Raw genomic sequence first — 3,887 nt, 5'->3', positions numbered from 1 at the left:
GCGGGGGCGCCGCCCTCCTGCTACGCATTGCGATCCGCTTGGCCGACCCAGGACTGATCCGCTTGGCCGACCCCGCTACGAACAGCTTGGGTGACCCCGCTGCGATCCATTACCCCGGCCCATGACACTCGGAAGGCGCCGTCCTTCCATTCAACCGTTGCCACCTTCTGTTGGGTGCGCCCGGTGAGTGCCCACGCGAGATAGCCGTCAGGTCGCAGAACCGCGATCTGCTCCCGGGAGAAGCGCTCCACCCGCCGCGACAGCTCCTTCCGTTTGACTTCGCCTCCCTCCATCACCTCGCGCAGGATGAAGCCCGCGGCCATGCGAGGCGGGAAGGTGCTCAACGTGACGGGCTTGCCCAGGAGCACTCCCATCAGTCGCGCCGCTTGCGTGGGCGTCAGAGCGTCTCCCAGGGTGCGTTCGTCTCGCGCTTCCAGTCCCGCGTTCGTCAGCAACTGTTCCCACGCGTCCGGTTGCACGTCGTCGGAGCGGGTGACGTCCGCCATGGCCACCGCACGAACGGGGCTCGCTCCCGTCATCTCATCGCGCACGGCCTTGCGGCGGTACAGCCGTGGCGCTTCCTCTCGGGGCGTGACGCTCAGTGCCGGGGACGGCGCCTCGTCGTTCGACGCTCGTACTCCAGGGGAGTCAATCTCCGTGCGGGACGTGTAGCTCAGCGTCCTTCCAGGACTGGGAGGCAACGAGGCGCAGCCGGTGAAGAAGAGGGCCACGCACCCCAGCAGGACGTCAGCGCGCATTGTCCACCCCCAGGCCCGCCGAGGCGAAAGCACCTGGACGCAAGGTCCCGTCATCTTCCGGGAACAGCAGCGTGCCGCCTGTGACCACCGCGTAGAGCTTCCCCGCTGCGATTCGCCAGCGCGCTTCCACCGCGCCCAGGTAGCCAGCCTCGGGTTGGCCCAGGCCCACGCCCAGGCCCTTCACCGCCAGCTCAAGGTTCCGTTCCAAGAGCTGCACCGCCATGCGCCCGTCCGCATCCAGGCGGCCCCAGGAGAAGGGCTCCACGCTCAGCGACGCCATCAGGTGTCGTTGCAGCCCGCGATAGCCCACGGCATCCCATCCCACCCGCGCCTCCGCCTGGAGCGAGTACCCGTCCGGGAAGCGAGAGGAGGCCAGTGGCGCACCCTCAGGGCCCACTGCTTGGAATCGCACCAGTTCGTAGTCCGGACCGAAGAAGCCCTGTCGGAAGCCACCGTGCTGCCTGCGTGCCTCCAGGCGCAGCGACACATCCCACGCGGGTGCCACCGCCATCACCCGCGAGGACCTGCTCCAGCTCTTCGCGTAAGGCGTCGGCGTCACTTCAAGACGCCGCACGTCCGCCAATTTCCGGAAAGCGCTCATAGGTTCGCTTGAGCGCTTCCAGATGAGCAGGGTCGTCCAGGTCGAGCGGCGTATCCGTCAACTGCACTACCCACCCGCCCGACGATGTGTGCCGCGCCCGTGAAAGCAGTTCGGTGTCGCGAGCAGGATCCGGGAACCCGATGGCCTGTGCGGCAGCGGCTGACCAGTAGTTCATCCATCCCAGCCGGTGGGGAATCTCTGGTGATTTCATGGCTCCAGGGGACGTAATCACCGGTAGGCCGCGAGGGGGCACCTCCAGGTCATCTGGCCGATTCCTCGTCTGCCGCGCAATGTCCGCGCTGGCCCTGAACGGCGTGGCATGTCCCCAGTGAGCGCGTGCGCTTTCCGCCACGGCCTCCAGCACATCAACCACCGCCGCGAGCCCTCCCTCGTTCGGAGGCAGCTGCGCATGGACCTCCAATTGTGACTGACCGCCTGGGGAGCTATCCGCTGGTGACTCCCATCCAGAAATCATCACGGGAAGGTTTTCGTTGCCGTTGCACACGAGAGGGAATCCCCCATCTTTGGTCCCCGCTGCGAGCCATGCGTCGCGTTGTGGCAACGCGATGGGGCGTCCGTCGTCGGAAACCTTCCACTCCAGGCGCAGGCCAGGGAATGCACGTTCCATCCCATGAACCACGGCGAGGGGGCGGTGGTCTGCACTCACGAGTGAAGGCGCGTAGACGATGAGGTTGATATTTCGTTTGGCTGTCATCTCAGCACCAGTCCATGACGACGATAAAGCCCTTGAGATCAGGGGCCGCCTCTTCCAGTGCTTCCTTATGCGCTTCGCTGCGCACACCGACTCGGAAGTCAAATCCGCAGGCTCGATCGAGACCGCGCTCAATCCGCATCTTGGGCACTTGATCCCTGATCACCTGGCCCTGGAGGAAGTCACTGAATGTATCGAAACTGTCGGTCTTGACCTCCAAAGCACGCGTGTCGCCAGTTGCAGCGCGTCGAAATTCTTCCCATTCACGAACACATCCCACCCGGGGAAGCTGTTGTTCGGAATCTTGTCGGCACACTTGTTGTGCGGGTCATTGCCACCACGGTGATTCACCGGGATGGGCTCGCAGCTGGCTCGGCGCGTCCGGTCCATGGGCACAGGCGGCACTGGGGGCTGCCAGTCCTGTCCCGCTGGCTCCGGCTCCAGCTTGGGCTTCCGCTTCGCTACGGCCTCACGAGATGCCCCTTTCGTTCCTCGTGATGCCGCAGCTTCTTCGGGGTAGAGGTGGCGGAGTTCATACGCATCCAGCTCTTCCTTGATGGCGACGGCGACCACCACCACGCCAAGAACGCTCACGGCTCCCACAACAATCTCAGGAGCCACCAGAACGCAGAGCCCGATTCCCATGGCACCAGCGCCAGCGGAGGCGACAGAGCATCGTCCCGTAGTGTCATGGAATTCGATCCGGTCGTGGTCGAGGGCTCGATAGCACTGCTCCATGAGAACGGGCCAAGGCTGGGAAGCCTCTCGGGCAACGCAACGTCCCCCGTCAGTCCAGGGCAGTTTTGCTGCTCGCTGAAGGTTGGCAAGCCTCGGGCTCCGCGTTCCCTGCACACTGGGAGGCGGTGTCGACGAAGCGCAGGCCGAGAGGAGGAGTAGGAGTGCGATGTAAGCGCGGAAACGCATGACTACGAGCCGCCTACCGACACAGAAGTGGAGCGACGCATCGCGATTACACTCGCCGGGCATGCCCCACGTAGCTCTTCGGAGGCGTTTAACTCCGGAGGAAGCATGTCCCGGTCGATGCGGACGAAGCCGAAACGGGGGAAGTAGTCTGAGGCCGTTGTGGTCAGCAGGAACAAAGTTGGGAGCCTGTCCTCATCGGCCTTCGCAAGGACGCGCCGAACCAAGTCGGAATGACCCTTCATTTTCTCCGCGACAACGACATGGAAGTGCGGAAGGTGCTCCGTCACACCCAGGAGGGGCAGTCCCGCCGAAGAAAGAAGGGCCTGGATTGCAACCAGGTCGCCGGGGCGGGCAGCGCGTATCGCGAGGGTCATCGACGCCACTCCTCTCGGGACAGAAGGTCCACCACACGAGAGCGCACGTCGTCCCGGATCTCACGCACGCGCTCCAGGGATTTACCCTTAGGGTCCTCCAGAGGCCAATCTCCCCGCTTCAAGCCAGGCACGAAGGGGCACGCATCCCCGCATCCCATGGTGATGAGCCAGTGTGCGCCCTGGGCAAGATCCTCCGTGAGGAGCTGGGGCTTGGCCTCCGACAGGTTGATGCCCACTTCGGCCATGACGGTCTGAACTTCGGGATGCACACGGTCACCCGGCTGCGTACCGGCGGAAATGGCGTGCGCTCGCGTCGGGTCCGCCATGGCGTTGAAGAACGCAGCCGCCATCTGGGAGCGGCCGGCGTTGTGTACACATGCGAAGATGACCTGGCGCTCTCAATCGGTCGTCGCAACAGCTGACGCGAATACTTCGGCAGGCGTTCGCCATGCAAGTGTTTGACGCGGGCGCCCGTTGAGTTCATGCGCGATGGCGTCGAGTTGCTTGCCAGAGAGGGC

The 3,887-nt window shown here is 64.5% G+C and carries 4 protein-coding genes and 1 pseudogene; all 5 read right to left on the bottom strand.

Annotated elements, in window-relative coordinates; all coding sequences use genetic code 11:
* Positions 1 to 20 precede the first annotated feature (20 nt).
* The 5 genes and pseudogenes from D7Y15_RS42680 to D7Y15_RS42655 all read right to left on the bottom strand — a co-directional run bounded on the left by D7Y15_RS42680 (position 21) and on the right by D7Y15_RS42655 (position 3,755).
* The gene (locus D7Y15_RS42680; protein ID WP_121756134.1) at positions 21 to 758 is read right to left on the bottom strand and encodes a hypothetical protein; all 738 of its coding nucleotides are present in this window, start codon (positions 756 to 758) and stop codon (positions 21 to 23) included.
* Positions 748 to 1,317, bottom strand: coding sequence for a hypothetical protein (locus D7Y15_RS42675; RefSeq protein ID WP_306770431.1), 570 nt, complete (start codon positions 1,315 to 1,317; stop codon positions 748 to 750). Before D7Y15_RS42675 ends, D7Y15_RS42680 begins: the two co-directional genes overlap by 11 nt.
* A gap of 1 nt (position 1,318) precedes the next feature.
* Positions 1,319 to 2,074: a DUF5953 family protein gene (locus tag D7Y15_RS42670; RefSeq protein WP_121756133.1), complete on the bottom strand. Its 756-nt coding sequence runs from the start codon at positions 2,072 to 2,074 to the stop codon at positions 1,319 to 1,321.
* A gap of 1 nt (position 2,075) precedes the next feature.
* Positions 2,076 to 2,461: pseudogene (locus D7Y15_RS46835) on the bottom strand (DUF6310 domain-containing protein).
* A 904-nt stretch (positions 2,462 to 3,365) separates the two neighbouring features.
* A complete protein-coding gene (locus D7Y15_RS42655; protein WP_255430447.1) occupies positions 3,366 to 3,755 on the bottom strand; it encodes an arsenate reductase ArsC in 390 nt (129 codons plus the stop codon).
* Between the last annotated feature and the right edge of the window lie 132 nt (positions 3,756 to 3,887).

It is taken from the genome of Corallococcus sp. AB030 (genome assembly GCF_003668965.1).
Lineage (GTDB): Bacteria > Myxococcota > Myxococcia > Myxococcales > Myxococcaceae > Corallococcus > Corallococcus exiguus.
Note: the sequence above shows the minus strand (reverse complement) of the source record. Positions and strands in the feature narration are given on the sequence as shown.